General features: G+C 63.0%; 23 protein-coding genes. 19 read left to right on the top strand and 4 right to left on the bottom strand.

The features are described 5' to 3' along the window. The first annotated feature begins 249 nt into the window (after positions 1-249). The 10 genes from CCR96_RS12185 (at position 250) to CCR96_RS12230 (ending at position 10,742) form a co-directional block, all read left to right on the top strand. Positions 250-594: a phenylpyruvate tautomerase MIF-related protein gene (locus tag CCR96_RS12185; protein WP_201220387.1), complete on the top strand. Its 345-nt coding sequence runs from the start codon at positions 250-252 to the stop codon at positions 592-594. 145 nt (positions 595-739) lie between these two features. Further along, on the top strand, positions 740-1,108 hold the full coding sequence (locus CCR96_RS12190; RefSeq protein WP_201220388.1) for a hypothetical protein: 369 nt from the start codon (positions 740-742) through the stop codon (positions 1,106-1,108). A gap of 240 nt (positions 1,109-1,348) precedes the next feature. Further along, the gene (locus tag CCR96_RS12195) at positions 1,349-2,779 is read left to right on the top strand and encodes a sensor domain-containing diguanylate cyclase (RefSeq protein ID WP_201220389.1); all 1,431 of its coding nucleotides are present in this window, start codon (positions 1,349-1,351) and stop codon (positions 2,777-2,779) included. Positions 2,780-2,902: 123 nt separating this feature from the next. After that, complete coding sequence (locus CCR96_RS12200; protein ID WP_207191949.1) at positions 2,903-3,106, top strand: YtcA family lipoprotein; 204 nt, start codon at positions 2,903-2,905, stop codon at positions 3,104-3,106. A gap of 3 nt (positions 3,107-3,109) precedes the next feature. Further along, complete coding sequence (mdtN, locus tag CCR96_RS12205) at positions 3,110-4,177, top strand: multidrug transporter subunit MdtN (protein WP_201220391.1); 1,068 nt, start codon at positions 3,110-3,112, stop codon at positions 4,175-4,177. Then, positions 4,143-6,512: an FUSC family protein gene (locus tag CCR96_RS12210; RefSeq protein ID WP_201220392.1), complete on the top strand. Its 2,370-nt coding sequence runs from the start codon at positions 4,143-4,145 to the stop codon at positions 6,510-6,512. Before mdtN ends, CCR96_RS12210 begins: the two co-directional genes overlap by 35 nt. Then, a complete protein-coding gene (locus CCR96_RS12215) occupies positions 6,509-8,149 on the top strand; it encodes a TolC family protein (RefSeq protein ID WP_201220393.1) in 1,641 nt (546 codons plus the stop codon). Before CCR96_RS12210 ends, CCR96_RS12215 begins: the two co-directional genes overlap by 4 nt. 35 nt (positions 8,150-8,184) lie before the next feature. After that, positions 8,185-9,567 (top strand): glutamate decarboxylase, encoded by a 1,383-nt coding sequence (gad, locus tag CCR96_RS12220; RefSeq protein ID WP_242518980.1) that lies wholly within the window; start codon positions 8,185-8,187, stop codon positions 9,565-9,567. Positions 9,568-9,671: 104 nt separating this feature from the next. Further along, entirely contained in the window at positions 9,672-9,857 is a 186-nt protein-coding gene (locus CCR96_RS12225) for a ferredoxin (protein ID WP_201220395.1), read from the top strand. Positions 9,858-9,869: 12 nt separating this feature from the next. Next, the gene (locus CCR96_RS12230; RefSeq protein ID WP_201220396.1) at positions 9,870-10,742 is read left to right on the top strand and encodes a damage-control phosphatase ARMT1 family protein; all 873 of its coding nucleotides are present in this window, start codon (positions 9,870-9,872) and stop codon (positions 10,740-10,742) included. A 41-nt stretch (positions 10,743-10,783) separates the two neighbouring features. On the opposite strand, the gene CCR96_RS12235 is transcribed toward CCR96_RS12230, so the two are convergent. From CCR96_RS12235 to CCR96_RS12250, 4 genes are all read right to left on the bottom strand, one after another. After that, entirely contained in the window at positions 10,784-11,428 is a 645-nt protein-coding gene (locus CCR96_RS12235; RefSeq protein WP_201220397.1) for a thiol:disulfide interchange protein DsbA/DsbL, read from the bottom strand. A 191-nt stretch (positions 11,429-11,619) separates the two neighbouring features. Next, entirely contained in the window at positions 11,620-12,345 is a 726-nt protein-coding gene (locus CCR96_RS12240) for a DsbC family protein (protein ID WP_201220398.1), read from the bottom strand. Positions 12,346-12,604: 259 nt separating this feature from the next. Next, positions 12,605-13,558 carry a site-specific tyrosine recombinase XerD gene (gene xerD, locus CCR96_RS12245; RefSeq protein WP_201220399.1) on the bottom strand — a complete coding sequence of 318 codons (954 nt, stop codon included), beginning with the start codon at positions 13,556-13,558 and terminating at the stop codon, positions 12,605-12,607. Beyond that, on the bottom strand, positions 13,555-13,950 hold the full coding sequence (locus tag CCR96_RS12250; protein WP_242518989.1) for a methylated-DNA--[protein]-cysteine S-methyltransferase: 396 nt from the start codon (positions 13,948-13,950) through the stop codon (positions 13,555-13,557). The genes xerD and CCR96_RS12250 overlap by 4 nt, the downstream gene beginning before the upstream one ends. A gap of 185 nt (positions 13,951-14,135) precedes the next feature. Here CCR96_RS12250 and CCR96_RS12255 point away from each other — a divergent pair, with 185 nt between their 5' ends. The 9 genes from CCR96_RS12255 (at position 14,136) to CCR96_RS12295 (ending at position 24,442) form a co-directional block, all read left to right on the top strand. After that, the gene (locus tag CCR96_RS12255; protein WP_242518991.1) at positions 14,136-14,615 is read left to right on the top strand and encodes a YcgN family cysteine cluster protein; all 480 of its coding nucleotides are present in this window, start codon (positions 14,136-14,138) and stop codon (positions 14,613-14,615) included. Between the two features lie 86 nt (positions 14,616-14,701). After that, positions 14,702-15,325, top strand: coding sequence for a Maf family protein (locus tag CCR96_RS12260; RefSeq protein WP_242518993.1), 624 nt, complete (start codon positions 14,702-14,704; stop codon positions 15,323-15,325). Between the two features lie 204 nt (positions 15,326-15,529). Beyond that, the gene (locus tag CCR96_RS12265) at positions 15,530-17,083 is read left to right on the top strand and encodes a type I restriction-modification system subunit M (protein WP_201220402.1); all 1,554 of its coding nucleotides are present in this window, start codon (positions 15,530-15,532) and stop codon (positions 17,081-17,083) included. Next, positions 17,080-17,397 carry a DUF1016 N-terminal domain-containing protein gene (locus tag CCR96_RS12270; protein ID WP_200242976.1) on the top strand — a complete coding sequence of 106 codons (318 nt, stop codon included), beginning with the start codon at positions 17,080-17,082 and terminating at the stop codon, positions 17,395-17,397. Before CCR96_RS12265 ends, CCR96_RS12270 begins: the two co-directional genes overlap by 4 nt. 25 nt (positions 17,398-17,422) lie before the next feature. Further along, positions 17,423-18,688 carry a restriction endonuclease subunit S gene (locus CCR96_RS12275; RefSeq protein ID WP_242519046.1) on the top strand — a complete coding sequence of 422 codons (1,266 nt, stop codon included), beginning with the start codon at positions 17,423-17,425 and terminating at the stop codon, positions 18,686-18,688. Between the two features lie 3 nt (positions 18,689-18,691). Further along, positions 18,692-20,506 (top strand): DUF262 domain-containing protein, encoded by a 1,815-nt coding sequence (locus CCR96_RS12280; protein ID WP_201220404.1) that lies wholly within the window; start codon positions 18,692-18,694, stop codon positions 20,504-20,506. A 51-nt stretch (positions 20,507-20,557) separates the two neighbouring features. Further along, a complete protein-coding gene (locus CCR96_RS12285) occupies positions 20,558-20,782 on the top strand; it encodes a hypothetical protein (RefSeq protein ID WP_200242958.1) in 225 nt (74 codons plus the stop codon). A 111-nt stretch (positions 20,783-20,893) separates the two neighbouring features. Then, positions 20,894-21,418 carry a hypothetical protein gene (locus CCR96_RS12290; protein ID WP_201220405.1) on the top strand — a complete coding sequence of 175 codons (525 nt, stop codon included), beginning with the start codon at positions 20,894-20,896 and terminating at the stop codon, positions 21,416-21,418. A gap of 102 nt (positions 21,419-21,520) precedes the next feature. Next, the gene (locus tag CCR96_RS12295) at positions 21,521-24,442 is read left to right on the top strand and encodes a type I restriction endonuclease subunit R (protein ID WP_201220406.1); all 2,922 of its coding nucleotides are present in this window, start codon (positions 21,521-21,523) and stop codon (positions 24,440-24,442) included. Positions 24,443-24,445: the final 3 nt, after the last annotated feature.

Here is a 24,445-nt window from a genome sequence, read left to right on the forward strand (position 1 = left end):
GGGGAATGAACCTGGGGCATTAACCTGGGACCCTCACATCGATATCGGTCGAAGCGTTCGAGGGGATGGCCGAACCTGTCGTCGCCACGCGTGCCGCGCTTGACCAAGCCGTGGCCAGCGGTGCCCTCTGTCCTCTCAGAGCGGCCACCGCCCGGCGGCTAAACATTCAGCAGGCTCAACCCGGTTCAACGTTCATCCCAGTGATCGGCTATGCTGCCGACTCAGCAAACCACAGCAGCGAGGTCTTCCATGCCCACCCTCATCATCAAGACCAACGCCCCTCTTGAATCGACGGCGACCGAGTCGCTCCTCGAACGCGCCTCCGCCCGTGTCGCCGAGCTACTCGGCAAGCCGGAGCGCTATGTCATGGTGATCCTCGAGCCAACCCCGGCGATGTGCTTTGGCGGCGACACCAGCCCGCTCGCCTTCCTGGAGCTGAAAAGCCTGGGGCTGCCCGAAGATCAGACCCCAGCGCTCTCGGCGGCACTCTGCGAGCTGCTCGACGAGACCCTCGCGATCCCCTCCAACCGGGTCTACATCGAATTCGCCTCACCGCCACGGCACCTGTTCGGGTTCGACGGCAAGACCTTTTGATCTGCGCTGCCGGCAGTGACTCCGAGCCAACCCGGCGCTGTCGGCACGATGCCGAGTCGACCTGAATCGCGCGCATCCTGGCTGAGCTGGAGGCCCTACTGGAGACTGGGCTAGTCTGGCGCTGACCCTGGTCCTGCTCGGGCTGGTGCTGCGTTGGGCGCACCGCCGTGCCTGGGATGCCCGCCCTAGCACCTTGCTGCGACAGCTGAGCGCACCACTGACCCTACTGTTCTGGATGCCCCTGCTGCGCCGCTTTCTTGATGATCAGGTGCAGGTCACCGGTCTGGTGATCGCCTGGCCCGACTACCTCGCCGAGCTGACCCGGATGCTGGCGCTGATCTGGCTGGGTGAGCTGCTCGGCGGTGCCGTCAAAGACGCGCACCGCCTCGAACAGGACTCCGTGCGTTTGCGTTGGTTTTGGCGCTGGCGCTGGCTTTGGCATTGGCGCCGAAGAATCGGCGCTCGCGGCCATTGCGGTGGTGAAACACATCAGGATCAAGAACGCGATGTTTAGCGGATACCACATGGTTGAAGATCAACAGCCCTCGGTGCAATGCGTCGCGCGACCAGGCATGGGTTGCGCTCTGACTGCCGAGACGATGGGACAGTGTAGCAGCCCAGCCGACCGGCTTGTGACATCAAGCAAGGTCGTCGGTATCATCCTGGGTTTCGTTCAGACAGGAGCAGTCAGTTGCAAAAAAGGAGTTCAGGGCTTGCCGCCTATGCGTTGTTGTTGATTCTGTCGAGTCTTCTCATGGGACTGTACCTCTGGACGTCGTATCAGCGGACCCTGGAGCTTCAGGAGAGCCGCCTGGCCTTCTCCTCGGAACTGATCGCCGAATGGATTCGCGGCGCCTTTGTCGCCTCGGATTACCTGTTGCGGGACATGGCCGGCCAGATCGACCCCGATGACCTCCGCTATCCCCATCCCGACCCCCAGGCCCATGCCGATCTGAGCCAACGGCTCGCGCAGCGCTACAAGACCTTTCCCCATGCCATCCTCTATGGCGTCTTCGATCGAGCCTGCGTGGTCACGCATGGCAACGCCAGGCTCGGTTACGACGCCAGCGAGCGCGAATACTGTCAGCGGCTGCAGGCCGATCCCGAACTCGATAGCCTGGTCACGCGCGGCTATCGCGCCAACATCGGCCCGGTGAATGTGACCCATGCACGCGCGCTGCGTGCCGAGGACGGGCGCTTTCTCGGTCTGGTCGCCATTGCCCTGGATCTCGAGTTCTTCAGCCAATGGCTGGCCCGCCTGGGCACGGGTCGCCTCGATTCCCTGGCGATCGTCGACGACCAATACATGCTGCTGGCGCGCTACCCGCCGTTGCCGCAGGCGATCGGGCAGTTGGTCGACAGTCCGGACTTGATCGACTTCCTCAGCTCCGACGAGCGCTTTCGGGTCGCCTCCGTGCGCTCTCCGCTAGACCAGAAAACCCGCTACTTCGGCTCGCTGAAGATCGAGGGCACCCCCTATACGATCATCCTGGGCATCGATTGCGCCAACTGGTTGGCGGACTGGTATCGTTTGGCCTGGCTGGCGGTGTTGGGCTGGACCCTGATCATGGCGTTGGGGTTTATTGCCCTGCGCAACTACCTGCGTTTGCTCAAAGGTCGTAGCGCGTTGCAGCAACAGGCGCGCACCGACCCCTTGACCGGGATCGCCAACCGATTCCACTTCACCACGCTGGCGGAACGCGAGATCGCCCGGGCGCGGCGGACTCAGGGCTGGATCGCATTGCTGTTGCTCGATGTCGACCGCTTCAAGACCATCAACGATGTCCATGGTCATCTTGTCGGCGATCGCGCCCTCCAGGTCTTTGCCGCCTGCTGCAGCCGGGTCACACGCGCCGAGGATGTGGTCGGACGCTGGGGCGGTGATGAATTCGTCGTGCTCATCAGCCAAGATCAACCAGCGGCGCTTGGCCTCGCCGAACGCCTGCTGCAGGAGATCCGGGCGTCCAAGATCCTCAACGACCAGGGCAAGCCTGTGAGCCTGAACGCCAGTATCGGCGTCGCCTGCCTGCGTGCCGATCATCCCGTCGACCTGGACGCCTTGCTGCATCAGGCCGATCTGGCCATGCTGGAGGTGAAGCGAAGCGGGCGTGGACGGATTGGGACCCTGGCAGATGCAGCGGTCTCGAGCAGCGGTGAGCGAGCCAGACCCTCAAGCAGCGGTTAGCGCGTCAAATCCGGCCCATCCGGCCGGCCAGTTGGCAACCTGCCGATCGCCGGTGGCCTATCCTTGGCCTCCGATTGAACGGAGTCCGGAGGCTCGCTGGAGTCCTGAGGTATGCTAGACAGCATGAGCCCAGAACTGCCCTTCTATGGTGCCTACTTTCCTTCTTGGCTGATCAGCGCCACGCTCGGTATCCTCGGTTCGGTGCTGGTGCGCAGCCTCCTGATCCGCTTGGGCGTGGATCAAGGCATGCCGCTGCGGACGCTGGTGTACATCGCGCTCGCCTGCTCGATCGCCCTTGCCATCTCGGCCAAGGTCTTTGGACGTTAGCCGATGGCGCGATCGGCCTACGCACGCCGCTACACGGTCGTCGGCATCAGCCTCGCGGCGCTGATCCTCATCGGCGCGGTCGCCTCCGGTTGGTGGTTCCTGCAGCGCGCCGCGAACAACCCACTCTCCGAGGATGCCGTGCTGAGCGCGAATCGGGTGAACGTCGCCGCCACCATCGCCGGACGGGTGGTGACCATCGCCGTGACCGACAACCAGCGTGTTGCCGAGGGCGAGCTCCTGTTTGCGCTCGATCCCAAGCCTTACCAGCTGGCCGTGGCGCAGGCCCGGGCCGAGCTGCGCCTTGCCGAGGCGACGCGCGATGCCCAGCGGCGGACGATCCTGGCCGAGCAGTCGAATGCCGCTGTCGCCACCGAGCAGGTGCGGCGCGCGCGCTCCAACCTTGCGCTCGCCGAGGCGACCCTGGCCCGGCTCCTACCCCTGGCACCTAAGGGCTACGTCACGGCCCAGCAGGTCGATGACGCGCGCACGGCCCGGGACGATGCGCAGACCAGCCTGGATCAGGCGCTGCGCCAGGCCGAGGCCGCGGAGGCGCTGGTGACAACGCTCGCTGCCTCGGAGGCACTGGTCGACGCCCGACGCGCGGCCCTGGCGATCGCCGAGCACGAACTGACGGCGACCGAGGTGCGCGCGCCGCATGACGGACTGGTGGTCGGCCTGACCGTCTCCACCGGCGAGATCGTCGCGCCCGGTCAGTCGCTGTTCACGCTGATCGACAGCGAGCACTGGTATGCCTCGGCCACCTTCCCCGAGACCGAGCTGTCGCGCATCGCGATCGGTGATTGCGCAAGCGTCTACGTGCTGGCCGATCGCTCGCGTCCGGTCGCCGGCCGGGTCGACAGCATCGGCTGGGGCGTCATCTCCGAGGATCTGGTCAACCTACCGCGCGGTGTGCCCTATGTGCCGAAGTCGCTCAACTGGGTGCGCATCATCCAGCGCTTTCCGGTGCGGATCAGGCTCGACCATCCACCCGCGCCGCTGATGCGCGTGGGCGCATCCGCGGTTGCGGTGGTGCGGCATGGTGAAGACTGTGACCCTGGCGCCGCTGAGTGATCCGCCCGTGGTGTCACTGGCAGCCCAATCGGCACCCACAACGGCATCGCAGTCGGCCTCTTCGTCGGGCCCCTCGTCGGCACCAACGGCGGCTCCCAGGTCGGCACAACCATCAGTCCTCTCGCCCGCGCCGTCGCGCTGGCACCAGGTGCTGGAGGACCTGCAACCCTTCTCCGGTCGCGCCGGCCTGACCTGGCGCATCGCGCTGCTTTGCGCGCTGGTGACCGGCGCGGCGATGCTGTTCGAGATCCCTGAGGCGGCGATCAGCTGCTACTTGATCATCTTCTTGATGAAGCCCGACGCGGTGGCGAACATCGGCACCGGCATCGGCTTCCTGCTGCTGTTGCCGGGGTTGATCGCGCTGCTGGCCTGGATCATCAACCTGACCCAGGGGTCGACGTTGCACATCATGTTGGCGATCGTCATCAGCTCCGGCCTGTTGCTCTACCTCGGCGCGGCAACGCAGCTCGGCGAGCAAGGCAGCGTGATGGCGTTGATCATCGCCTTCGTGCTGACGCTGATCGTCAAGGCGCCCTTTGGTGATGCCGCCAGCTTCGCCTTGCGTGAGGCCTGGGCCATGGCCGCACTGCCGATGCTCTTGATGATCGGCTTCAATCTCCTGCTCGGCTTCTCGCCGGTGAGGCTGTTGCGCGATCAGCTCCGCGCGCGGCTTGCCGCCGCCGCGGAGGCGCTGGAGACAGGTGATCGCGCGGAGTTGCGCGAATTGCTGCGCGAAGGCAACGCGCCCTTCGAACCGCAGGTGCTGGCGACCCGGCTGTTGCGGCTGGTGCCGCGCGCGGACGCCCGGCAAATCGCCGCCGATCTGCGCGCCGGCTATGCGCTGATGCTCGCGGTCTCGGCACTTCCGGATGCGCTCGACCCGGCTCGCCGCGCCCGGCTCGCAGAGCAGATCCGCGCCGCCCATGCCGCGCTCGGTCAGGGCAAGGCGCCGGCGCCAGTGTCGGCTCAGGCGCCAGCTCCAGTGTCGGCTCCGGCTCCGGCTCCGGCGCGATCGCCGCCCCGTACTCGCCTCATCGCCCAAGGGCCGCTCGAAGACGCGGATGCCCGCGCGGATAAGGCAGACGTCGATCCCACCGAGGGGGTAGCTTGGGATGAGCCCGCCGAGGGTGCAGCCCGGGCTGATTCCGCCGAGGCTGCAACCTGGGCTGATCCGGGCGAGGCTGCAACCTGGGCTGATCCCGCCGAGCGCGCGGCCTGGGATGCCCTCAATGTGCTTGCCGGCGCGCCCGAGGCCGAGGTCGTGCCGGCACCCAAGACGCCCTTCGTCGCCCCGGATGCGCTGAGCAATCCCGCCTACATCCGCTTTGCGCTTAAGACCACGGCGGCCGCGGTCATCTGCTTTCTCATCTATACGGCGATTGACTGGCAGGGCATCCATACGGCGATGGTCACCTGTTATGTCGCCGCGCTCGGCACCACCGGAGAGACGGTGCACAAGCTGGCGTTGCGCATCATCGGCTGCCTGATCGGAGCGGCGATCGGGGTCGCGGCGATCTTTTGGGTCATTCCCCATATCGACGGCATCGGCGCACTGATGGCCTTGGTATTCTTCGGCTGCCTGGTCGGCGCCTGGGTTTCGACCGGCCCCGAGCGCCTCTCCTACGCCGGCGTCCAGGTTGCGTTGGCGTTCTTGCTGACGGTGCTACAAGGTTTCGGGCCGAGTGTCAGTCTGGACACGGCGCAAGGCCGCATTGTTGGCATCCTGCTCGGCAATCTCGTGGTCTACCTGATCTTTACGCGCCTCTGGCCGGCGCCCATCGTCGGCGAGGCCCGTGCCTTGTTCGCGCGCGCCCTCTCGGGGCTGGCCGGGATGGCGCGGCTGGCACCCGCCAGGCGACTCAACGCCGTGAGCAGCGCCGCCGCGATCGAAGCGCTGGTCGGCAAGGGCGAGGAGGTGCTGCGTCTGCTGCCCTTCGAGCCCCGCGCGCTCAGGCCGACGCCCGCGAGCGAGGCAGCGCTGCATGGCGCGGTCGCCGAGATCGAGGCGCTCAATCGCGCGATCTGGCTGAGCCCTGACCCAGACCTCAGGCAAACCGCCGAGCAGCTCGATTACCTTGCCGAACGCTTTGACGGAGCCGCGGAAGCATCCGCGCTTGACGCCGACCACGCCGGCTCTGGCTTCGGCTCGGGCGCTGGCTCCAGCCCCGGTCCCGACGCTGGCTCCAGCCTAAGCTCCAGCCCTAACCGCGGCGCCGACTGCAGCCTGAACCTCAGTCCGGGTGCTGCGTCGTCTCCGACGCTGCATACCGATTTAGCGCCCTTCGTCGGCCCCTTTAGTCGCCAGCTCAACCAGCTCCAGAGGGCTGCGGGATGACGAACCGCCATGCTTGGTTGCCCCGCGCTGGCGTCTTATTGCGCGCTGGCGCTTCATTACAGGCTTTCACCTCAATGCTCGCCAGCGCCTCGGTGCGCGCCGGCGCATCAGTGCTCACTTCCGCCATGGCTTTGGCGGTCGTCCTCGTTCTGGTGCTAATGCTGGCCGGCTGCGCCTCCAACGCGGTGAACATGACCTCCCCTTCGCTCGACCAGCCCTGGACGCCTCGGGGCGACGAGGAAACCGGCCTGTGGAGTCGCGCACGCGCGCACCCGCCAACGCCAGAGGACGGGACGGCACACTTCAGCATCCCCGCGGATTCAGCACGCGCGCAGCTCCCGCTGACCAAGGGTGTCGATCCGGACCGCACCTATCGGCTGCCTGAGCTGATCGATCTCGCACAACGGACCAACCCGGCGACTCGCGTCGCCTGGCAGCAGGCACGGCAGGCGGCGCTGGCGGTCGGCATGGTGGAGGCGACCTATCTGCCGGTGATCAGCGCGACGGTGATTGGCGGCTATCAGGAACTGACAACACCGCTGCCGGACCTGCTGGGCGAACCCCTCAGTGTCGACAGCACCGAGCAGGGTACGGCGCAGATGCTCGCGCTACAGTGGCTGCTGTTCGACTTCGGCCAGCGCCAGGCGCTCGCGACAGCGGCCAAGCATCATGCGATCGCGGCCAACATTCTGTTCAACGGCCGGCATCAACAGCTGATCTTCGAGGTGTCGCAGGCCTATTACCGCTACGGCGCCGCGATCCAGCGACGCGGCTTTGCCGAAACGGCATTACGCAACGCCGAAGCGATCCTTGCCGCCGTCGAAGCGCGCGAAACCCAGGGGCTCGCCACCAGCGTGGAGTCGGCGCAGGCACGCCAAGCCGTGGCGCAGGCCGAACTCCGTCGGGTCCAAGCCGAGGGGGAGGAACGCGATGCCTATCAGACCCTACTCGCCGCCGTGGGCGTGAATGCCGCGTTGCAGGTCGATGCGCTCAGCGCGGCGAGCCGGCCGCTTCCGCAGCCGGCCTCCGCCCCGCTCGAGGCGATGATTCGACAGGCGCTTTCGCGACGGCCTGACGTTGCCGCAAGCTACGCCGCGCTGCAGGCCAGCCAGGCCGAGGTGCAAGCCGCGCAGGCCGGTTATCTGCCCAAGCTCTATGCGGGTGGCAATCTTGCTTCAGGCACGGGGGATTTCGATCTGTCGGGTCTGCCCGCCATCGGTCAGCAGGGCTCGGGCAATGGTCTGCTGCTCGGGGTCACGGTGCCACTCTACGATGCCGGTCTGCGACAGGCTCAGGTCAGAGAGGCCGAGTCCCAAGCCGAGATCGCCGCTGATACATTGCAACGAGTGCAGACCGCCGCGGTGACCGAAATCGTTGGCGCCCGCAATGCGCTGCGCACCGCGCTCGAATCGCACCGCGCCGCCAGCGCCCTGGTCGAGGCCGCCGCGACCACCTACGATGCCGCCTTAGCGGCCTATCGCAATGGCGTCGGCACCCTCGATGCCGCGACCGAAGCCGACACCGCGCTGCTCGACGCCCGCCAGGCACAAGCAGAGGCGCATGCCGCCACGCTGATCGGCGCGGTGAACCTCGCCTTTGTCGTTGGCTCGCTGACCTCGCGGGACAGCTTGCCCTGATGTGCCCACAAACCAACCAGGAGAACCAAGATCCGATGTCTCACGCGCAACAAAACAACGACGACGAGACCTATGCCTCCAGCGATCTGGCCACTGGCCTGCCAAAGTCGGCCTTTCCCGATCAGGAGCGCGATCCGCGACACATCTTTGCGGCCGTCCGCGATGAGCTGATGCTCGACGGCAACGCGCGGCAAAACCTGGCGACCTTCTGCCAGACCTGGGAAGAGCCCGAAATCCATCAGCTGATGGAGGCCTGCATCGACAAGAACATGGTCGACAAGGATGAATATCCGCAGACCGCCGAGATCGAATCACGCTGCGTGCGGATGTTGGCCGATCTCTGGCATGCGCCGACCAGCGACTCGGCGGTTGGCTGCTCGACCACCGGCTCCAGCGAGGCCGCCATGTTGGGCGGGCTGGCGATGAAGCGCCGTTGGGAGGCCTGTCGCCAGGCCGAGGGCAAGCCCACCGACAAGCCCAATCTGATCACCGGGCCGGTACAGATCTGCTGGCACAAGTTCACCCGCTACTGGGATATTGAGCACCGCGAGATCCCGATGGAACAGGGTCGGCTGCTGATGACGCCCGAGGAGGTGCTGAGCCGCTGCGACGAGAACACCATCGGCGTGGTGCCGACACTGGGCGTGACCTTTACCGGCGAATACGAACCGGTGCGGCAGATCAGCGACGCGCTCGACCAACTGCAGTCCGACACCGGTCTCGACATCCCGATCCATGTCGACGGCGCTAGCGGCGGCTTCCTCGCCCCGTTCTGCGCGCCTGACTTGGAATGGGACTTCCGCCTACCAAGGGTGCGCTCGATCAACGCCTCGGGCCATAAGTTCGGCCTCGCCCCACTGGGCGTGGGCTGGGTGCTGTGGCGCGAAGAGCAAGACCTGCCCGAGAGCATGGTGTTCTGGGTCAATTATCTCGGCGGCAACATGCGCGACATCGCGCTGAATTTTTCCCGGCCTGGCGGGCAGATCGTCTGCCAGTGCTACAATTTCCTCCGCCTTGGCCGCGAGGGCTACCGCAAGGTCCACACCGCCTGCTATCGCAGCGCCGAGTATCTGGCCAACGAGATCGCCAAGATCGGGCCGTTCGAGATCGTCTTCAGCGGCGACATGGCACGCGGCATCCCAGCGGTTTCATGGAAGCTCAAGGACGGCACCGATCCGGGCTTCACGCTGTTCGATCTTGCCGATCGGCTCCGCGTGCGCGGCTGGCAGGTGCCCGCCTACACCTTGCCGGCGAATTGCCAGGATCAAGCGATCCAGCGGATCTTGGTCCGCAACGGCGTCAGCCAAGACCTCTGCGCGCTTCTCATCGAGCACATGCAGGCGGCCTTGGCTCATCTTGAAGCGCATCCGGTTCAGGAGCCGCTGACCAGCCAGGAGGCATCCGGTTTCCATCATTGAACTCGAAACGCCCGGGGCTGATCGAGACTTGTCAATGCGAGCCTCGGCTCGTCGTCGCACAATTCCGACTGAACTGATCGGAAAAGCAACGAGGAGACGCGATCATGCCCCAACAACGACGACACGACATGGGTACCGGCGGTGCTTGCTTCTGTCCGAAGTGTGCGTATCGCGCCGCGCATCAACGCGGGGTGCCCTGCCAAGACGAGCGCTGCCCGCAGTGCGGTGCCAAGCTGATTCGCGAGGGCTCTCATCACGATGCGCTGCTGCAACAGAAACGTCAGGGCTAGGGCTCGCTTGCGATGAGGATCTATCTCGACTGCTGGCCCTGCTTCCTGCGTCAGGCACTGAGCGCGGTGCGCCGGGCCGGCGCTCCGCCCGCACTGCAACGCGCAATCCTGGAAGAGACCATGACCGAGCTAGGGGCGGTCTCGGAAGCGGCGACACCACCAGAGATGGGCAACCAGATTCATCGGCTGGTGCGCGAGCGCACCCAGGTGGCAGACCCCTACCGCGAGAGCAAACAAGAAGCCACCGCCAGCGCCCTCGCCTTGCTGCCGATGCTCAGGGAGCGGGTGGCGACTGCGACCGACCCGCTCGCAACCGCGGTGCGCATCGCGATCGCTGGCAATATCATCGACTACGGCGTTGCCGAGAGCTTCGACCTGGAAGCCACCGTCGAGCGCGTGCTGCGGGTAACACCAGCGATCGATGATCTAGCGCTGTTGCGCCAGACCTTGCAGCAGGTCGATCGGGTGCTCTATCTGGCCGACAATGCCGGTGAGACGGTCTTCGATCGTGTTCTGATCGAGACCCTGTCGGTGCCGGTGGACTATGTCGTCAAGGCCGGTCCCGTGCTCAACGATGCCACCCGCGAGGAGGCGATCGAGGCCGGTCTCGATCAGGTCGCTGCGCTCAGTGACACCGGCTGCGACGCGATGGGCACCCCGCTCGGCCTTTGCTCGAGTGCCTTTCATGAGCGCTTCGAGCGTGCTGGCTTGATCATTGCCAAGGGCCAGGCGAACTACGAGACGCTCAGCAACGTCGATGCGCCCATTTGCTTCCTGCTGCAGGCCAAGTGTTCCGTGATCGCCGAGGATATTGGCGTCGCCCCCGGCAGTGTCATCATCCAGGCGAGCGATGCCTTGAGCACCGCGGTCTCGACCACTAGCTAATGCCACTAGCTAATCCTGGATAACGAAGCGCTGGTTTCATATTAGTCTTGTCGAGCTTCACGGGCCTTAACAATCAGCGCGTCCGCGATCTCGAGCAGATCAGCCTTGCTCTTAGCGCCTTCGCCAAGGACGACGTACCGCCCATCGACGATGATCATCGGCACGGCGTCGACGCGAAAACGAGCCGCCAGGGTATTCGCGCGCGCCAGCGCTGCCTCGACCGCAAAGCTGTTGTAGAACTTGGCGAAGGCCTCAGGGTCGACGCCCTGCTCAGCGATCCAGTTGAGTGCGGTCTTTTCGGTGTAGAGATTGGTCCGCTGCTTGATGACGGCATCGAAAACCGTCTGGTCCAACGTCTCCAGCTCACCCGCAAAATCGAGGGCGAAGTAGAGTCTGGACAGGTTCTCCCAAGCGGCGCGTCCAAAGGTCACCGGCACGCGCTCAAAGCGCACATCGCTCGGCAATCCCTCAGCCCATTGCTTGATCAGCGGGTTGATGTCGCCGCAGTGTGGGCAGCCGTAGGAGAAGAACTCCAAGACCTCGATCTCATCGCCCTCTTGCTCGGTTGCTGGGGCACTGACCGCCTTCCAGTCGCGCCCCTCGACAAGCTCCGCGCTCGCCATCAAGGGCAGGCAGAGGAAGGCCAGAACGGCCAGGAGGCTGAATCGGCGCTGAATCGCATCCATTGTCATCTCTCCAGACAAGACTCTCAGGGGCATCCGACCGAGCGGACGGACAACGAACTCGCGCAACGCGGACTGCTCTCAGCAGCCAGGCCGCTGTTCTGCGCGAAAGGTTAAGGCATAGAGCAGTTTGTGCCGTCGGCGATGACGACACGCTTCACGGCTCGAATACTTGCTTACTGCTCAAGCACCGCTTACTGCTCAAGCACCTGCACGAGCCGCTTGGGCTCGACGAAGCCAGGGACCAGTTGGCCGTTCTCGAGGACGATGGCCGGAGTGCCACGAATGCCCATCAGCTCACCCAGCTCCATGTGGCGCTGCACTGGATTATTGCAGGCCTGACTGTCGACCCGATTGCCGTTCTTGGCCTCGGTCATCGCCGCCTGCTGATCGTCGGCGCACCAGACCGCGACGGCCTTGTCGTAGGAGGGCGTGTCGACGCCGGTACGTGGATAGAACAGGTAGCGAACGCTGATCCCTTCCGCGGCATAACCATCCATCTGATGATGGAGCTTACGGCAGTAGCCGCAGTCGATATCGGTGAAGACGGTGATCTCATGCTTGGCGTTGGGGGCTTCGAAGACGATCATTTCATCCTCGCCCATGGCCTCGACCGCGCGCTGACGCGCCTCGTTCTGGGCCTTTTCGGCCAAGTTCTCACGGGTTTCCAGGTCAACGATGGCGCCGTCGATCAGATAGCGGCCATCGCCGGTCATGTACATCACCTGCGGGCCGATCTCGACCTGGAACAGGCCCTTGATTGGGGTCGGCTGCACGCTGGTCGGCTTTGCATCCGGTAGCACCTTGGCCAAGGCCGCGCGGATAGTCTGCGCCTCACTGGCGCTGCCTGCCGTGCTGACGGCGAGCAGTGTGACGGCCATGGCGAGGCCAGCGGCCCCGATCCTCAAACGCATTGTCATGCTGTTTTCCTCAGGTCTCTAGAGACGATGTTCAATGGGGACTAAGCTCTATCGGGACGCATTTCAATCAACTCCGCTTGCGCCCCAGATCCTCAGGCTTGGCGATTGTGTGCTTAGTTGCACAAGCAAGCGGCAGTTCCCGACGGCAAAGCCAGGCAAAATAGAGCATGCGACGGATTAGGTCTACTGCTGGCGGGTTACCATCTGTTCAGACAGCGACTCTGATCAAGCATGCGGCTGAAGCACGCGGCGACTCCTATCAAGCACGCGGATGGTGCTTCGCATGCAACTGCTTCAGGCGCTCGCGCGCCACATGGGTGTAGATCTGCGTGGTCGAGAGATCGCTGTGCCCGAGCAACATCTGTACGACGCGCAGATCGGCCCCATGGTTCAACAGGTGCGTGGCAAAGGCGTGCCGCAAGGTGTGTGGCGAGAGGGGCTTGATGATCCCGGCCAGGGCGGCATAGCGTTTGATGAGTTGCCAGAAGGCCTGACGTGTCATGCAATCGCTGCGCTGGGTCGGAAACAGATAGTCGCAGCTGCGATTGCCGAGCAGCAGCGTGCGCGGACCCCGTGCATAGCTGACCAGCCAGCTGGTCGCCTCCTCGCCGAGCGGGACCAAGCGCTCTTTGTCGCCCTTGCCCGTGATGCGCACCACGCCCTGCGTCAGACTCACGGCGTCTGGCCTCAGGGTGACCAGCTCAGTGACGCGCAAGCCGCTGGCGTAGAGCACCTCTAACATGGTGCGATCGCGATGGCCGCGTGGATCATTGGCATCGGGCGCCTCCAGCAGTGCCTCGACATCGGCCTCGGTCAGCGTCTTCGGCAGCGGTCGGCCTAGCTGAGGCGCCTCGACGCGCTCGCTGGGGTCCTCAGCAATCACGCCCTGACGCCGCAGGTGTCCATAGAACTGACGCAAGCAGGACAGGACACGCGCTGATGAGCGCGGCTTGCGACCCTGCTGCGCAAGCACCGCAAGATAGTCGAGCAGATCGCTACGCTGGGCCAGTGTCAGGCCAGGTCGATGCTCTCGAGTGAGCCAGTGCTGGAAGCCGCGCAGGTCCGACTGATAGGCGGCGAGCGTGTTCGCGCTGAGCCCGCGCTCCATCCAGAGCGCATCGGCAAAGGCCTCGATCACGCGCAGTGCGCTATCATCACCTGGGCTCGAGCCCTGCTCGCCCTGGTCTGCAGTCAAGTCGCTGATCTGCCTCATTGCTGGCCCCTCGCCTCGCTCGGCCTTGGTAGCTCCAGTGGCGCCAGTCGTTTCGGTGGCCTCGGCTGCTCCCGGCTGAGCGATGCCTCGTGGTCGAGCAGCCAGCGCTTGATCGCGACGAGGCGGCCGCTGCGATCGCCGGCGAAGCCGCCAAGACCGCGCGCGGCGATGACCCGGTGGCAGGGAATCCGCAGCGGCACGGGGTTAGCGCGACAGGCATTGCCAACCGCGCGCGCGGAGCTGTCGAGCGCTTCCGCGAGCGCCCCATAGGTGCGAGGGCATCCGGGCGGAATAGCAGCGATCATCGCCCAGACCCGGTGCTGAAAGACCGTACCCGTCAGCTCGATGGCGCAGCTGAAGTGATGCCGCGGGTCCGCAAAATAGGCTTCCATTTCAGCGCTTAGCCATGCTGGCGTTGCTGCCCTCGCCGGCATCTGCGCAAGCGCGGGTCCAGTCGCAAGCTCAGGCGCGAGCAGAACCCGCGTCAGCTGATGGTCCCGCCAAAAAACGCCAATCGCGCCAAAGGGTGTCGGAAGCTGACTGTAATTCATCGAGCCGAACCGGCTAAGCTAGTGGGATGTCCAGTATCAATCAGACCCAGCCGATGGCCAACCCTTCTGCAGCAATCGATGCCTTCTGGGAGCGCATTGCGCTCGATCAGCTCTCCGCCACGCAGTGGGAATCACTCTGTGACGGCTGCGCCAAGTGCTGCGTCACCAAGTACGAAGACGAGGACACCGGCGCCATCCACTACACCGATGTCGCCTGCTATCTCCTCGATCAGGACGGCTGCCACTGTACCGATTATCCGCATCGCTCCGAGCGCGTGCCCGACTGCGTCACGCTGACGCCAGCAACCCTAGCAGAGCCCTACTGGCTGCCTGAGACCTGCGCCTATCGGCTCGTTGCCGAGGGTAAGCCGCTGCCAGACTGGCACCCGCTCATCTGCGGTGATCCTGACGCGGTGCACCGTCTCGGTCAGAGTGTCCGTGGTCGAGTCGAATCCGAGACCACCGCCGGCGATCCGTTGATGCGCCTGATCACCTGGATTCGATGAGTCTCATGACCAAGCACAGCGCAACATCTACACCTGCCAACCCCCCAACCCAAACCACGACTCCGACTGCGACTCCGATTGCGACATTGGCCTCAGCCTCAGCTAATGCGCTCAATGCCGGATCTGAGCGCACCCTCGTGCTGGCGTCAACCTCGCCATTCCGGCGCGAGCTGCTCGACCGCCTCGGCCTCCGCTTCCAGACCGCCGCGCCGGATTGCGACGAGACGCGCCTCGGCGACGAGCCACCGCAAGCACTGGTGCAACGGCTCGCGGAGTCGAAGGCACGCGCGGTCGCGGCACAGTTTCCGGATGCGCTGATCATCGGCTCGGATCAGGTCGCCTGCCTGGACGAGCAGGTGCTGGGCAAGCCCGGCACCCGCGAGCGAGCCCTCGAACAGCTGCGCCAAGCCTCTGGGCGCCGCGTCACCTTTGCGACCGGGCTGTGCCTCTTTGATGCACGCAAGGCCCAAGCCCAAGTCTGCTGCGAGACCTACCAGGTGCAGTTTCGTGTGCTATCGGAGGCCGAGATCGCCGCCTATGTCGACCGCGAGCAGCCGTTTGGCTGCGCCGGCAGCTTCAAGTCGGAGGGGCTCGGGATCGCGCTCTTCGAGCGCTTAGAGGGTAATGACCCGACCAGCCTCATCGGGCTGCCGCTGATTCGGCTCTGCGAGCTGCTACGCGCAGCCGGAATCGATCCGTTGCAGGCCTGAAGCAGGCGCACCTAGGGAATTATGAGGCGATGGAGGAACCATTGGCAGACATGGCCCCACTCCGCGACCTCTGCCGCCAACTAGCGCGCATCCAGGCCCAAACCACCCCACCCATCGACACAGGCTTGCGATTTAGCCAGGCCTCTTACAATACATTCCAGTGCTCGGCCTGTGGCGAGGTCATCAACCTCCACGAAGGAATCCATGGCGAAGAATAAGCCCGAAAATGCCAAGTCCCTCGAATCCTGGATCTGGGACGCCGCCTGCTCCATCCGCGGAGCCAAGGATGCGCCGAAATACAAGGACTACATCCTCCCGCTGATCTTCACCAAGCGCCTCTGCGATGTGTTCGACGACGAGTTGAACCGCATCGCCGCGGAGGTCGGCTCGCGCCGGTCGGCCTTCGCGCTCGCCAAGGCCGACCACAAGCTGGTGCGATTCTACCTGCCGCTGGTCCCGGAGGACCCCGAGCAACCCGTCTGGTCCGTCATCCGCAAGCTCGCGGACAGAATCGGCGAAGGCGTCACCAGCCAGATGCGCGCCATCGCCCGGGAAAACCCGCTGCTGCAGGGCATCATCGACCGCGTCGACTTCAACGCCACCACCCACGGTCAGCGCGACCTCGACGACGACCGCCTGTCCAATCTGATCGAAGCCATCAGTACCAAGCGCCTGGGTCTGGACGACGTCGAGGCCGACATCATCGGCAAGAGCTACGAATACCTGATCCGCAAATTCGCCGAGGGCGGCGGCCAGAGCGCAGGCGAGTTCTACACCCCGCCCGAGGTCGGCACCATCATGTCACGCGTGCTTGCCCCGGAGCCGGGCATGGAGATCTACGACCCCTGCTGCGGCTCCGGTGGCCTGCTGATCAAGTGCGAGATCGCGATGGAGGAGACCGCCAAGAGCGAACGGCCCGCTCCCCTCAAGCTCTATGGTCAGGAGTACATCGCCGACACCTGGGCCATGGCCAACATGAACCTGATCATCCACGACTTCGAGGGTGAGATCGAGATCGGCGATACCTTCAAGCACCCCAAATTCCGCTGGCGCGGCCGACTGCGCACCTTCGACCGCGTCGTCGCCAATCCCATGTGGAACCAGAACTGGTTCACCGAGGCCGACTACGACAACGACGAGCTCGACCGCTTCCCCGCCGGGGCAGGCTTCCCCGGCAAATCCTCCGCCGACTGGGGCTGGGTGCAGCACATGCACGCCAGCCTCAATGACATAGGGCGTGCCGCCGTCGTCCTCGACACCGGCGCCGCCTCCCGCGGCTCGGGCAATGCCGGCACCAACAAGGAGAAGACCGTCCGCCAGTGGTTCGTCGACCACGACCTGATCGAGAGCGTCCTCTACCTGCCCGAAAACCTCTTCTACAACACCACCGCACCTGGCATCGTCCTGTTCCTGAACAAGACCAAGCCCGAGGCCCGGCGGGGTAAGATCTTCCTCGTCAACGCCAGCCAGGTCTTCGAAAAGGGCGACCCCAAGAACTTCATCCCGCCCGAGGGCATCGCACGCATCGCCGACACCCTCATCGGGTGGAAGGAAGCGGACAAGCTCAGCCAGATCGTCGATCTCGCGGAGTTGAAGAAGAACGACTACAACATCTCCCCCAGCCGCTACATCCATACCAGCGACGCCGAAACCTATCGGCCGCTGGAGGAGATCGTCGCCGACCTGGACGCGGCGGAGGCCGAGGCGCGCGAGGCCGATGCGACGCTGCGGGAGATTCTGCGGAAGATCGGGGTATGAGCGAGCCCAACGACCTGAACGACGCCCCCGACCGCTTGCTGGGCGAGTTGCGGGGCATGATCACAGATGCGCGGGAACAGCTCGCCCAGACCGCCAATGCCGCGCTCACGATGCTCTACTGGAACTTGGGAAGTCGGCTGCACCGCGAGATTCTCGGCGAGAAACGTGCCGAATACGGTACGCAGATTGTCGCCGCAGTGGGGCGACAATTGTCCGGCTGGCTCGGAAGCGCCTTCAGTGAGGAGAACCTCTGGCGAATGATTCAATTTGCGGAGGCGTTTTCGTCGAAGCCCAGAAGATTGACAAGGCGTTGAAGGAGATTCTTTAGAAGCCGTGATTATGATTAACTGGCAGCAAACCACAGTTGGTGAGATTGCCACCGGATTCCTCAACGGAGGAACGCCAACAACCTCGCGGGCTGATTTCTGGAAGGGAGAGATTCCTTGGATCACAAGCAAGTGGCTTGGGGAGAAATTAGAACTCACAACCGGGGAAAAATTCGTGTCCGAAGAAGCGGTCAAGAAGACCGCCACCAAGATCGTCCCCAAAGACAGTATCATCTTCGCAACGCGGGTAGGAGTCGGCAAAGTTGGCATCAACCGGATTGACCTCGCCATCAATCAGGATCTCGCAGGCGTTCTGATCGACAACGAGAACTATGACATCAAGTTTCTCGCTTACCAACTCGGGATCGATTCGATCCAGCAATACGTTGCGATGAACAAGCGCGGCGCGACGATCAAGGGAATCACGCGGGACTGCCTCGAACAGATCCGGCTCAACGTCCCCCCACTCCCCGAGCAGAAGCGGATCGCGCACATCCTTTCGACGGTGCAGCGGGCAATCGAAGCGCAGCAGCGGATCATTCAGACCACCACCGAGCTGAAAAAGGCCCTCATGCACAAGCTCTTCACCGAAGGCCTTCGCAACGAAGCCCGAAAAGAGACCGAAATCGGCCCCGTGCCCGAAAGCTGGGAGGTGGTGGAGTTGGAAACCCTATTTGAGAAGCAGCCACAGAACGGAATCTACAAGCACAAGCGCGACTACGGCTCAGGCACCCAGATTTTGCGAATCGATGACTTCAGCAACGACGGTGACGTCGTTAACCGAGCTGGAAACCTTGTCGCGCTGGCTCGCGACGAAATCGAAACCTACGGACTGGAACCTGGCGACATCGTCATCAACCGAGTGAACAGTCTTTCCCACTTGGGCAAGACCGCCCTGATCGGAGCGATCAGCGGTGATATGGTCTTTGAGTCCAATATGATGCGGTTCTCGGTCGACGAATCGCAGGTTCTGAAAGAATACGTCTTCAAGTTTTTAAGTTCCCCGCTGACCAAGAAGCAGATCATCGGGACAGCGAAGCGTGCCGTTGCGCAGTCGAGCATCAACCAGGGCGACGTTAAGGCGATCATCGTCCCCAAACCGACGCTTGAAGAACAGGGCGAGATTGTTGCGGCGCTTGACGCCACCGAAGCCAAGATCTCCCATTCGACCGATAAAGCAGCGGTTCTCCAAGACCTCTTCCGCACCCTCCTTCACGAACTGATGACCGCGAAGATCCGTGTTCACGAGTTGGAATTTGAAATGATGAATTTGGAATAGCCAATGGAAGCAAGAAACCGAAAAATCTCTGATTGGTATGGCAAGGTAGAGCGGGCCGAGATCAAGCTACCGCGCTTCCAGCGCTTTGAGGCATGGGACCGAAGCCGGATTTGCAGTCTGGTTGAGACCGTCATCAACAACCTGCCCTTGGGGATCACCCTAATCTTGGAGGTTGGTGACAAAGAAAAGTTTGTTTCCCGCCACCTGTCCACAGCTCCCGAGATCGATGGCCGTGTCTATGAACACCTGTTGGACGGACAACAGCGATTGACCGCTCTATGGCGCGTCTTTCAGAACAACTACGAGTGGGAAACCTATTTTATCTATCTCAAAGCGTTGGACGAATATGATGGCGACGCGGAAATGGAAGATCACACAGCCTACTGGCGAGGTCGCTACTACAAGAAGAACGGCGAGCGTTATCCGCTTTGGTGCGACGCTCCGGCACAAACGCTTCGCCGCGGACTGATTCCCGCCAACCTCCTGAGGCCAGAGGACATCCAGAACGAGATTGATGCTTGGCTAAAACAGGCACTGGAGCCAGTCCAGGCGCAACCTGGCGATTCAGCTGGAATTGAGGCCTACTATCAGAAGAAACAAGAAGTGAGCGATGCGATCAAAGATTTGAGGTCGGTGATCGCCAACTATAATTTGCCCTATCTGTCCCTTCCCGCGCACACCGAAAAGTCGGTTGCTTTGAACGTGTTCATCAACATGAATACGAATAGCAAGCCGCTCTCTACCTACGACATCATCGTCGCTGAGGTGGAAAGCGTGATGGGCAGATCACTTCATGATCTGGAAGAAATCCTCATCGCGAAGAGCCCGGAAATCGCCCACTACGAAGAACCTTCCAAGTTGATTCTCAACACGGCGGCTCTACTGCAAAACCAGCTACCGAACCAGCGCGGTGCGTGGGATATGGACAAGCGGGAGATGGTCAACCACTGGGCTACGCTGGAAAAAGGTCTGCAGAGGATGGCGCGCTTTTTGAAGTCGGAGGGGATCTTCGATGCCAACCGCCTGCCGACGAATGCTGTTCTTGCGGTGATCGCGGCGCTATACCGGGACATTCCCGAATCTGGCGACAAGCTGGGGCAGGACGAATTGCTTCTAAAACGCTATACCTGGAATGCCTTCTTCACAGATCGCTACGAAAACTCGGCAGCGACTCATGCCTTCTCAGATTTTAATGCTCTTCGGCGGATCGTGTGTGGCGAGAAGAAAGCCGATGGCGCAACGTTTGGAATCCAGGACGTCCCAATTTTTGCCGAGCATACCATGGTCGAGGCCGAAGAACTGATGACGGCCGAATGGCCCAAGCGGGCAAGCATCCGTGGACGTGCTGTACTGGCCGTGGCCTGCCGTCTCGGAGCACTCGATTTCTCCACGGGCGAACGGCTCGATAAAAACAACATCGGAGACCGCCATTATCACCACATCTTCCCTGATGCGCTGCTTAAGGAAGCCGAGATTGACAGCTTTCTGGCTTTGAACTGCGCACTGATCACCGACAAGACAAACATTTCCATCGGTAGGAAAGACCCGCTGGTTTATCTAAAGGATCGGTATCAATGGACGTTGGAAGGCATCGTCAACGAACGCCTGCAATCCCACCTGATTCCAATCGGTGAGTTATCCAATGGCGGCTACGAAGGTCTGGGGGATTCGGAAAAGAACGAAAAGCTTGCTAGTGACTTCAATGTGTTCCTGTCCGCCCGCGCAGAGTTGATTAGCAAAGCCGCGAGGCGACTGGCCGAAGGACACCAGTTGAGCACCGGAGAGATTTATTCGCATGGAGATCCCCTGTCAACATAAGGCCGTTCAAGTGGGGATGCCGCACACCCGATGCATTTCGGACTACAAGCCATGAACAACACCCGGATCGAGGCGAAACTTCCCGCGGAGCTTGCAGCTCAGGCCCGAGCATTCGTGGCGGAAGGCTGGGCGACGGACTTCAACGATCTGCTGGTGGAGGCGCTACGGCGATTTCTGGAGTCCCACGAGACATTGCCGAAAGCTGGCGGTCGGGCTGGCGTCGACGGGGACGGGCTTTCTGCTGGAAAGCCAGGTGCAAACAAAGGCACCTCGTGACGGGTGCTTTAGCGACAAAAAAGACAGTTTATACGACGCATAGGAAGATTCACGCCAGATTCAGCCGCGTTTATGTCGCGTAAGAGTTTTTCGCGACATATAATCCGCCACATGCCAAAGCGGATTCCAGAAGAAGAACTCAACGCCATCCTCGCGATCGTAGCGGACCATCATCCGAGCGCTGTGCAGGTCCGGGCCATTCGCGACGGGTTGGCGTCTGAGCTGCCGACACGGATGCTGCAGCGGCGCCTGGCCTTGTTGGTCGATCGGCAACGACTGACGGCAGAGGGGCGAGGCAAAGGTCGGCGCTATCGTTTGCCGCCCAACAATGTTGGCGTGCAAGCTCGGCCCGGTCAGCTCGAAATCAAAGGGCATCCGGCCGGTCTCGAAGTCTACCCGCCCGTTTCGCCCGAGGCGATGGCCATCAAGGATGCGGTCCGCGCGCCAATTCAGCACCGGCAACCGGTCGGCTACCAGCAGGCCTTTCTGGATGATTACCGACCCAACGAGACCTTCTATCTACCGGAGGACACGCGTCAGCGCCTGCTGGAGATGGGTCGCCCGCCCGACGCCGAACGCCCGGCCGGGACCTATGCACGCAGGATCTACAGCCGCCTGCTGATTGATCTTTCTTAGAACTCGAGTCGCCTGGAAGGCAACACCTATTCGCTGCTGGAAACCGAGCGGCCTGCGGAGTACCAGGCTTGGCGGCAAGGCTGGCATTAACGGAGTTTGCGCATGCCGAAACCCGGAGAACACAAGACCGTCCAAGCCCGCATCCTCGACTACGCGCAGGCCATCGGTTGGACCTTTGTGCCCCGCGAGCAAGCCGAGCAGCGACGCGGCTTTGACCCGGACGCGCCACCCGCCGACCGCGCGAAGAACCGTTCGCTCTTCTTCGACGACCTGCTCGACGCCAAGGTGCGGGAATTCAACCCGCGCTACGCCGAGGCTGAGGGCGCGTTGCTCGGGGCTTTCCGTCATCTCCACACCGACATCTACGGCAACCGGGACTTCGTCGAGCACCTGCGCAACCGGGGCAAGTTCTTCGATGTTGATGGGCAGCGCGAGCGCGACCTGATCCTGATCGATTACGAGCATCCCGAAAACAACGTTTACGAGGTCACCGAGGAGTGGGCCTTTCACAACGGCCACTACGGCACGCGGCAAGACATCGTCTTTCTCATCAACGGCATCCCGGTGCTGGTGATCGAGTGCAAGAACGCCAACAAGGACGAGGCGATTGCGCTGGGGGTGGATCAGATCCGCCGTTACCACCGTGAGACGCCAGAGCTGTTCGTAAGCCAGCAGCTCTTCACCGCCACCGACGCCATCGGCTTTTGCTACGGGGTGAGCTGGAACACGGTGCGGCGGAACATCTTCAACTGGAAGGACGCGGAGGTCGGCAAGCTGGAGGCCAAGGTGAAGGGCTTCTGCGCCATCCCACAGGTGCTCGGTTTCCTGAAGGACTACATCGTCTTTGCCGAGAAGGACGAGGAGCTGAACAAGTACATCCTGCGCCAGCACCAGACCGGCGCGGTGGACGCGACGGTCGACCGCGCCCTCGATCCCATCCGCACCCGCGGCCTGATCTGGCATACCCAGGGCAGCGGCAAGACCTTCACGATGATCAAGGCGGCGGAGCGGCTGTTTCGCGCGCCCGAGGCGGACAAGCCCACCGTGCTGCTGATGATCGACCGCAACGAGCTGGAAGATCAGATGCTCAAGAACCTCGCGGCGCTGGGCCTGGGCAACCTGGAGCACGCCAGCAGCATCGCCCGGCTCAACCAGCTGTTGCGCGACGACTACCGGGGCATCATCGTGACGATGATCCACAAGTTCCGCGACATGCCGGCGAACCTCAACAGGCGCTCGAACATCTACGTGCTCATCGACGAGGCGCACCGGACCACCGGCGGCGACCTCGGCAACTTTTTGATGGCCGGCCTGCCGAACGCGACCTTCATCGGCTTCACCGGTACCCCGGTGGACAAGACCGTCTACGGCAAGGGCACCTTCAAGACCTTCGGCTGCGAGGACGACCAAGGTTATCTGCACAAGTATTCCATCGCCGACAGCATCGAGGACGGCACGACACTGCCGCTCTACTACCAGCTCGCCCCGAACGAGATGCTGGTCCCGCACGAGACGCTGGACAAGGAGTTCCTGTCGCTAGCCGAGGCCGAAGGGGTGGCGGACATCGAGGAGCTGAACAAGATCCTCGATCGGGCGGTGAACCTGAAGAACTTCCTCAAGGGCAGGTCGCGGATTCAGGGGGTGGCGCAGTTCGTCGCCAGGCACTACCGCGAGAACGTCGAGCCGTTGGGCTACAAGGCCTTCCTCGTCGGCGTGGACCGCGAGGCCTGTGCCCACTACAAGCACGCCCTGGATCAGTTCCTGCCGCCCGCGTATTCCGAGGTCGTCTACACCGGCAGCAACAACGACTCCAAGCTGCTCAAGGCATTCCATCTCGACCCGAAGCGGGAGCGGCAGATCCGCAAGCGCTTCGGCAAGCTCGACCAGCAGCCCAAGATCCTCATCGTCACCGAGAAACTGCTCACCGGCTTCGACGCGCCGGTGCTCTACGCCATGTATCTCGACAAGCCGATGCGGGACCACACGTTGCTGCAGGCCATCGCCCGCGTGAACCGGCCCTATGAGAACGAGGCGCAGGAGATGGTGAAGCCCCACGGCTTCGTGTTGGATTTCGTCGGCATCTTCGACAAGTTGGAGCAGGCGCTGGCCTTCGACAGCGACGAGATCAACGCCATCGTCAATGACCTGAAGCTGCTGAAGGTCCTCTTCAAAAACAAGATGGAGTCCAAGGCCCCGGCCTACCTCGGCCTGATCGAGCGCAACTTCAACGACAAGGACGTGGACAGCCTCATCGAGCACTTCCGCGACCCGGAGCGGCGCAAGGCCTTCTTCAAGGAGTACAAGGAGATCGAGATGCTCTACGAGATCATCTCGCCGGATGCCTTCCTGCGGCCCTTCATGGACGACTACGCCACCCTTTCCGCCATCTACGCGGTCGTCCGCAAGGCGTACAGCAAACGCGTGCAGGTGGATCGTGAGTTCCAGCGCAAGACCAACCAGCTGGTGCAGGAACAGGTCGGCCTCTACGAGGTGCAACGCGTCGACGGGCCGGTCGAGATCAACGCCGAGACCATCGAGCTGATCAAGCAGCGCCAGGGCGGCGACGCCACCAAGGTGATCAACCTGGTGAAGGGCATCGAGCGCAAGGCCGAGGAGGAGAGCGAGGACCCCTATCTCATCGCCATGGCCGAGCGTGCGCGGGCGGTACAGGATGCCTTCGAGAGCCGCCAACTCGACACGGCAGAGGCCTTGGCGGCGCTGCTGCGGGAGGTCGAGTCGAACGAGACCAGACAGCAGGAGCAGGCCGAGAAGTCCTTCGACGGCCTGACCTATTTCGTCTACCGCACCCTGTTGGATGCCGGCATCGGTAACCCGGAGGCAGTCAGCCGCAAGATTCGGCTCGCCTTTGGGGAATGCTCCAACTGGAAGCGAAGCGAGAGCGCCCTGCGCGAACTGCGCAAGCGGGTGACCTTCGCGATCTTCGCCGAGACGGAGGACCTGGACCGGGTTACGGCACTGGTGGACGAGCTGTTCACCCTGCTGGACAAGGCGGAGCGGATTTAGCGG

This window comes from Halochromatium roseum, from assembly GCF_016653315.1.
GTDB classification, from domain to species: Bacteria; Pseudomonadota; Gammaproteobacteria; order Chromatiales; family Chromatiaceae; genus Lamprobacter; species Lamprobacter roseus.

What these genes read in the sequence shown, in the direction of transcription:
- CCR96_RS12185 (WP_201220387.1), top strand. Translation starts at nt 250, where the DNA reads ATGCCCACCCTCATCATCAAGACCAACGCCCCTCTTGAATCGACGGCG.
- CCR96_RS12195 (WP_201220389.1), top strand. Translation starts at nt 1,349, where the DNA reads ATGGGACTGTACCTCTGGACGTCGTATCAGCGGACCCTGGAGCTTCAG.
- CCR96_RS12200 (WP_207191949.1), top strand. Translation starts at nt 2,903, where the DNA reads ATGAGCCCAGAACTGCCCTTCTATGGTGCCTACTTTCCTTCTTGGCTG.
- mdtN (WP_201220391.1), top strand. Translation starts at nt 3,110, where the DNA reads ATGGCGCGATCGGCCTACGCACGCCGCTACACGGTCGTCGGCATCAGC.
- CCR96_RS12210 (WP_201220392.1), top strand. Translation starts at nt 4,143, where the DNA reads ATGGTGAAGACTGTGACCCTGGCGCCGCTGAGTGATCCGCCCGTGGTG.
- CCR96_RS12215 (WP_201220393.1), top strand. Translation starts at nt 6,509, where the DNA reads ATGACGAACCGCCATGCTTGGTTGCCCCGCGCTGGCGTCTTATTGCGC.
- gad (WP_242518980.1), top strand. Translation starts at nt 8,185, where the DNA reads ATGTCTCACGCGCAACAAAACAACGACGACGAGACCTATGCCTCCAGC.
- CCR96_RS12225 (WP_201220395.1), top strand. Translation starts at nt 9,672, where the DNA reads ATGCCCCAACAACGACGACACGACATGGGTACCGGCGGTGCTTGCTTC.
- CCR96_RS12230 (WP_201220396.1), top strand. Translation starts at nt 9,870, where the DNA reads ATGAGGATCTATCTCGACTGCTGGCCCTGCTTCCTGCGTCAGGCACTG.
- CCR96_RS12235 (WP_201220397.1), bottom strand. Translation starts at nt 11,428, where the DNA reads ATGGATGCGATTCAGCGCCGATTCAGCCTCCTGGCCGTTCTGGCCTTC.
- CCR96_RS12240 (WP_201220398.1), bottom strand. Translation starts at nt 12,345, where the DNA reads ATGACAATGCGTTTGAGGATCGGGGCCGCTGGCCTCGCCATGGCCGTC.
- xerD (WP_201220399.1), bottom strand. Translation starts at nt 13,558, where the DNA reads ATGAGGCAGATCAGCGACTTGACTGCAGACCAGGGCGAGCAGGGCTCG.
- CCR96_RS12250 (WP_242518989.1), bottom strand. Translation starts at nt 13,950, where the DNA reads ATGGAAGCCTATTTTGCGGACCCGCGGCATCACTTCAGCTGCGCCATC.
- CCR96_RS12255 (WP_242518991.1), top strand. Translation starts at nt 14,136, where the DNA reads ATGTCCAGTATCAATCAGACCCAGCCGATGGCCAACCCTTCTGCAGCA.
- CCR96_RS12265 (WP_201220402.1), top strand. Translation starts at nt 15,530, where the DNA reads ATGGCGAAGAATAAGCCCGAAAATGCCAAGTCCCTCGAATCCTGGATC.
- CCR96_RS12270 (WP_200242976.1), top strand. Translation starts at nt 17,080, where the DNA reads ATGAGCGAGCCCAACGACCTGAACGACGCCCCCGACCGCTTGCTGGGC.
- CCR96_RS12275 (WP_242519046.1), top strand. Translation starts at nt 17,423, where the DNA reads ATGATTAACTGGCAGCAAACCACAGTTGGTGAGATTGCCACCGGATTC.
- CCR96_RS12280 (WP_201220404.1), top strand. Translation starts at nt 18,692, where the DNA reads ATGGAAGCAAGAAACCGAAAAATCTCTGATTGGTATGGCAAGGTAGAG.
- CCR96_RS12285 (WP_200242958.1), top strand. Translation starts at nt 20,558, where the DNA reads ATGAACAACACCCGGATCGAGGCGAAACTTCCCGCGGAGCTTGCAGCT.
- CCR96_RS12290 (WP_201220405.1), top strand. Translation starts at nt 20,894, where the DNA reads ATGCCAAAGCGGATTCCAGAAGAAGAACTCAACGCCATCCTCGCGATC.
- CCR96_RS12295 (WP_201220406.1), top strand. Translation starts at nt 21,521, where the DNA reads ATGCCGAAACCCGGAGAACACAAGACCGTCCAAGCCCGCATCCTCGAC.